The organism is Gilliamella intestini (genome assembly GCF_900094935.1).
Taxonomy (GTDB): Bacteria; Pseudomonadota; Gammaproteobacteria; order Enterobacterales; family Orbaceae; genus Gilliamella; species Gilliamella intestini.
This window is the reverse complement of record NZ_FMBA01000054.1, coordinates 8,515-14,267: the sequence shown is the minus strand read 5'-3', so window position 1 is coordinate 14,267 and position 5,753 is coordinate 8,515. Positions and strand designations below refer to the sequence as shown.

Here is a 5,753-nt window from a genome sequence, read left to right as displayed (position 1 = left end):
GACCTATTACACCCTGATTGTTCGCCCCTCGCTATGGTTACTAACCCAACGTCAACAAAGTCGTATCTTCCATTTTAAAAGCATTCCAGAAGTTCTCGATATTTTATTGCAAGAGCATCAAATTCGTTTTTGTTGTGATTGTCGCGATAAACATACTCAGCGTGAATTTATCACCCAGAAACGAGAAACGGACTATGCATTTTTTTGTCGCTTAGCGGCAGAAGAAGGGATTACTTTCTGGTTTGAAGTCAACAAAGGCGAAGCGCAGTGCTTGTATACTGATAGTTTTCTTTCATTGTTAGGCGGTGATACGCTAGAATATAATGACCATCCGCAAAGTAGCACAGAGGGTGACTTTGCTTATCAGATGAATTTGTCTGCCCGAATGACACCCCAAAAGGCGATGGGCAAAGACCGGACGTATTTACATCCTCGTTTTCCTTATCAACACGAGGTTAGGGGAGAGACCTTACAAGGGGTGAATACTTCTCTCTACACCATTTATGATAGTTTTGCCCGTTTTCCTGATTATGATTCGGCTGAACAGATGACTCGTTATCGACTAGACGTTTTACAAAGAGAAAGTGAATATGGTGAGGGCGAAAGTAACTGTTTTGCTTTACGCCCAGGTTATTATTTTCGGCTTTGCAGTCATCCTTTTGCCGCTCTTAACGAAAAATGGCAGGTTACTGGGGCGGTTCATCATGGCGTTTTACCCCAGTCAGGACAGGAAGATTTTAGTGACACAGCGGCGAGCTTAACCAATCACTTTCGTTTTATCTGGTATTACAAAAACTGGCGCCCAACGTTTATACCTAAACCAATTGCTGATGGTCCAGAAGTGGCCGAGGTGGTGGGACCAGCGGGTGAAGAAATCTTTACCAACAAGCAGGGACAGGTGAAAGTACACTTTCACTGGAACTTATATGACGAGGCGGACGAAAAGGCATCGTGTTGGGTGCGGGTTATGCAGGGCTGGAGTGGTCGAGGTTATGGATTTTATGCTATACCGCGTATTGGTCAAGAGGTGATAGTCAGTTATATAAATGGTGACATTGACAGGCCGATTATTACTGGCTGTACTTACAATGACATCATGGCCTTGCCGGTGCAATTACCCGAAAAGAAAACACAAACGGTATTTCGAACCCAAACTCACAAAGGTCAGGGGCACAATGAACTACGTTTTGACGATGCGACAGGCAATGAACTTTTACATCTACATGCACAAAAAGATATGGATATACATGTATTGAACGATCACACTGTCAATGTTGAGCATGATAGTAAACACCATATAAAAAATGATAGCCATTTAAAAATTGATAATGAATACAGAGTACATGCAAAAAATGACATATCACTCTCAACGACCTCAGACTTACATATTAATGCTGATCAAGGGATATTCGCTCAAGGAAAAAGTGAAATACACCTTCAATCCGGTATGAAAATCGTGATTGATGCAGGAGCAGAAATAACCTTACAGGCAGCAAACAACTTTATTAAAATTGATAGCACAGGTATTCACACTAGTTCTGTGTTTAATGTCGGTTCTGGCTCAGCAGGTAAAGGTACGGGTTGGCGAGGAAAATTGCCTAGTGGTTTATTTACAGAAATCACACAACTTTTACCCCTCTCTCGCAATCAACGATTAGTACTTCTGAGCAATACCCCGTTTTGTGAGGAGTGTGAAAAATGTAAACAAGAAGGAGGATGTGCGATTTAATCGCCTAAAATATGATGAATAATGATTGCAATCATCTTAGTGACTGGATAGCCCTTCATTCAACAACGCATAATCACTTATATGCCGTCTTATCTGGCTCAGCAACTAGCGATGCATTGACTTATTATGGTCAATTGGATGGAACTTGCTCACCTGAAGGCATATGGTTAAATACCCCTTATCAGCAATGGTACGATATGATGCCATATATAGTGGAATTATCGCCCAACAGTCCTTTTTTGACATGGATTAATGACACAACAACAAGTAATTGGGGATGGTTAGCTTTTTCTCCTTTCTCGCAACAAGAGTTAGTCGCTCAACTAAAATTATTAACAAAAGTAAAACTGCCTGATAACAAAGAGGTCTTTTTTCGTTATTGGGATGGGCATTTTTTAGCACAAATTCTAGCAGCTTCAACAAACACACAAAAACAAGCGCTATTACCTGGATTGTCGACACTTTGGACAAACAACCAAGTTATTCATTTTCCTGAGCCTATCACTATTAATAACGACATCATACAAACCCTAGCGCCAGAACAATTATCGTTATTAGCTGACGAAAAACAAAAAGAGTTACGCCAAGAGTTAAAAACGTATCTAAAACAGAAGTTCCCCAAAAAAATGCGAACATTAGGAGCAAAATACTCAGAACAATTTCTTAATTTAATGATGGATAAAATCGCTCAATACCAAATCCCCCGTAAAGATCAGGCAAAACAATTTTTAGATTTAGCGATTGTACTCGGCACTCATTTCGATACTGATCCCATGTTAAGCCGATGGGTAAAACCTCGTTTGCTTACTGTTGCAACCAACACTATCAGCTTGATCGAACTAAATGACGATTTATCAATACCTTTTAAAATAGCTATGGGTGAAAACTTATCGACTTACCTTACCCGATTACAGCAACTATTGCAAAAACCGACACATTCCTTATTCGAAATCGAAAATGAAGAACAGGTGATTCAATTTGTACAGGATCTGTATCCTGAGCGGAATCAACAGTTGGCATTCGATACTCTTGAAAGGTTTTATCAGCAACAAATTCCTTATTATCAATCTCAGTTATTTTTTGATTATTCAAGTCATGCCGTGCTATTGGCAATGCAATTCTTTTTAGGGCATAGAATATTTGAAGATCCACTTTACCCTTGGGCCAGCACATTAATGATTAAAAATGGACTATTACCCGAAAAGGAATGTGTTGAGCGCATGGTCACATATGCCAAAAAACGCGTAAGAAAAGAAATTATAATGGTTAACAATCATTTGAGGAAAAATAATGTGTGCAGCTGATGGGATATTTTATCCAGGATATGATCCTTCGCAAAATAAAAAAGATAATAAAAATAAAAAAGGCAATAAAAATGAAGATATAGATATTATCTTACCTAGTGTTGAGGTACAAATAGGAGCACATACAACTGAATGTAAAAAAACCTTAGTGGTTTTTATTGGGGGGGCAGCCGATTCTTTTTTTAAACCGTTATTAAACAAAGTATTTGGTAAGTATGAATTTAATTATGGTCGAGGGGAAAATCGATTGCAAGATGTTTGTTATTCAGAGCATGGAGGTGGTAAGGTTGTTGCATTGATGAAAAAGTGGTTTGATGCAAAACAAAAAATTGTACTGGTTGGGCATAGCTGGGGAGGGCATAGAGTGATTTGTTTGGCAGAAGAAAACCCCGACATTACAATAGAATTATTGGTCACCTTAGACCCAGTATCATGGTCAAAAAATGGTAAGCAAGCAAAACCGAAAAATGTAAAACGCTGGCTTAATGTGTATGTTGATTATAAAACAGCAAGCTGGTGGCGTTCTGATAATTTGATTGCACGGATTGGTGGACCATGGGAAGAATGCCAAAACGCTGACAAGAATATGATAATTAACAAGGATATAAATGGTAATAACATTGATTTTGGGCATGCTGATGCAGGCTTTATGTTTGAATTGACGAGGGTTATATATGAAGTTATTAAATTATAAATCTATTATTTTAGCAACCACATTATCACTAACGGGCTGTATTTATGGTGATTTAGATAAAAGGACAAGGATGGATTTTTATCATAACGTTGTTGAATATTGTGAATCGAACCATTATTCATTTTGTGAGGTTTATGCGCAATGTTATTTCGATATTTTTAATCAACTATACGTTAATCAAGGATTTATGGGGGCCACGTTGCGTTCAGTATTAGATTTTTCTCCAGTAAATTATAGCGCAATGAATGCTAAAGACACAATGGATGCTCTTTATTCTAAATTAAAAGAGAAAGAAAAAATAAATAGAGAAGACCTAAGTTTAGATATTAGTTATCTATTATATTCCCATAATCAATGTTCATCCATTATTGGCGCAAAGCAGTATGATATTTCGCACTATCATCACAAAATTGAAGAATCCATAGAAAGAAAAAAAGAAAATGAATAAGAAATAGCTGGTTAGCAAGCCAATAGAATTATTAGTCACCTTAGACCCAGTATCATGGTCAAAAAATGGTAAGCAAGCAAAACCGAAAAATGTAAAACGCTGGCTTAATGTGTATGTTGATTATAAAACAGCAAGCTGGTGGTGTTCTGATAATTTGATTGCACGGATTGGTGGACCATGGGAAGAATGCCAAAACGCTGACAAGAATATGATAATTAACAAGGATAGAAAAGGTAATAACATTGATTTTGGGCATGCTGATGCAGACTTGATGTTTGAATTGACGAGGGTTAAATATGAAGTTATTAAATTATAAATCTATTATTTTGGCAACCACATTATCACTAACGGGCTGTATTTATGGTGATTTAGATAAAAGGACAAGGATGGATATTTATCATAACGTTGTTGAATATTGTGAATCGAACCATTATTCATTTTGTGAGGTTTATGCGCAATGTTATCTCGATATTTTTAATCAACTATATGTTAATCAAGGGTTTATGGGAGCCACGTTGCGTTCAGTATTAGAATTTTCTCCAGTAAATTATAGCGCAATGAATGCTAAAGACACAATGGATGCTCTTTATTCTAAATTAAAAGAGAAAGAAAAAATAAATAGAAAAGACAGAAGTTTAGATATTAGTTATCTATTATATTCCCATAATCAATGTTCATCCATTATTGGCGCAAAGCAGTATGATATTTCGCACTATCATCACCAAATTGAAAAATCCATAGAAAAAAGAAAATGAATAAAAAATAGCTAGCTAACTATCAATTGAATAAAAAATATTCGCAACTTATAGTGTATTTTATTCAGATATACTTATGAAAAAATAAGAATTGTGAAGTTATTTTATTTAAACAAGTGAAGAAATAAAAGTTATAAAATAAATATATTTTATACATTTAAATATAAGCAAATGTTAATTAAAATGGAGGTCTGAAGTGAAATTATTAAGCTATAAAAGTATTATTTTTACAACAACCATAATATTACTTACTGGATGTGGTAATAATTATGCCTCTTCTTTAAGGAAGAAGGCAAAAATTGAAATTAATGATACAGTAACTAAATATTGTGAAGCTAATCATTATTCATTTTGTGAAATTTATGCACGCTGTTATAACAATGTTTTTAGCTACTTATATCTAGCTACAACAGATAAACTCAAGTTTATATCAGAGATAACAAACGATCCTCAATATTCGCCCAATAAAACCATGGATATTGTTTATTCCAAGTTAAAAGATAGCGAATCCAAATTAAAAAATAGCAAAGAAAAATCGGAAGAAGACTTAATTTCGCGTTATTATTATAATTCAATATTATATCCTCACAATAAATGTTCATCGATTATTGGTGCAAAACAGTATGATATTTCTCGCCACAATAACATTATTCAAAAATCATTGGATAGCATGCGAAGTTGGATGATGGTTGAAAAAAATTACAATAATTTATAGGAATTGTAAATACCCCAAACTTAGCACACAACTCACGTAGAAAATCATGTTGCTTGTTTTAGTGTTTTATACTCAATCGGTGTCATGTTATTTAATGCCTCATGCGGT

Annotated in this window: 6 protein-coding genes; all 6 read left to right on the top strand. The window is 35.5% G+C overall.

Features of this window, described 5'->3' with window-relative positions:
- A partial coding sequence (locus GA0061080_RS10480) for a type VI secretion system Vgr family protein (RefSeq protein WP_091125285.1) occupies positions 1-1,729 on the top strand: 1,729 nt, incomplete at its 5' end.
- Between the two features lie 11 nt (positions 1,730-1,740).
- Positions 1,741-3,033, top strand: coding sequence for a DUF4123 domain-containing protein (locus GA0061080_RS10475; RefSeq protein WP_091125283.1), 1,293 nt, complete (start codon positions 1,741-1,743; stop codon positions 3,031-3,033).
- Complete coding sequence (locus GA0061080_RS10470; protein ID WP_091125279.1) at positions 3,020-3,727, top strand: alpha/beta hydrolase; 708 nt, start codon at positions 3,020-3,022, stop codon at positions 3,725-3,727. Before GA0061080_RS10475 ends, GA0061080_RS10470 begins: the two co-directional genes overlap by 14 nt.
- Positions 3,708-4,175, top strand: a complete 468-nt coding sequence (locus GA0061080_RS10465; protein ID WP_091125275.1) for a hypothetical protein — start codon at positions 3,708-3,710, stop codon at positions 4,173-4,175. Before GA0061080_RS10470 ends, GA0061080_RS10465 begins: the two co-directional genes overlap by 20 nt.
- A gap of 296 nt (positions 4,176-4,471) precedes the next feature.
- A complete protein-coding gene (locus tag GA0061080_RS10455; RefSeq protein ID WP_091125267.1) occupies positions 4,472-4,930 on the top strand; it encodes a hypothetical protein in 459 nt (152 codons plus the stop codon).
- Between the two features lie 196 nt (positions 4,931-5,126).
- Positions 5,127-5,645, top strand: coding sequence for a hypothetical protein (locus GA0061080_RS10450; protein ID WP_091125264.1), 519 nt, complete (start codon positions 5,127-5,129; stop codon positions 5,643-5,645).
- The last annotated feature ends 108 nt before the right edge of the window (positions 5,646-5,753 follow it).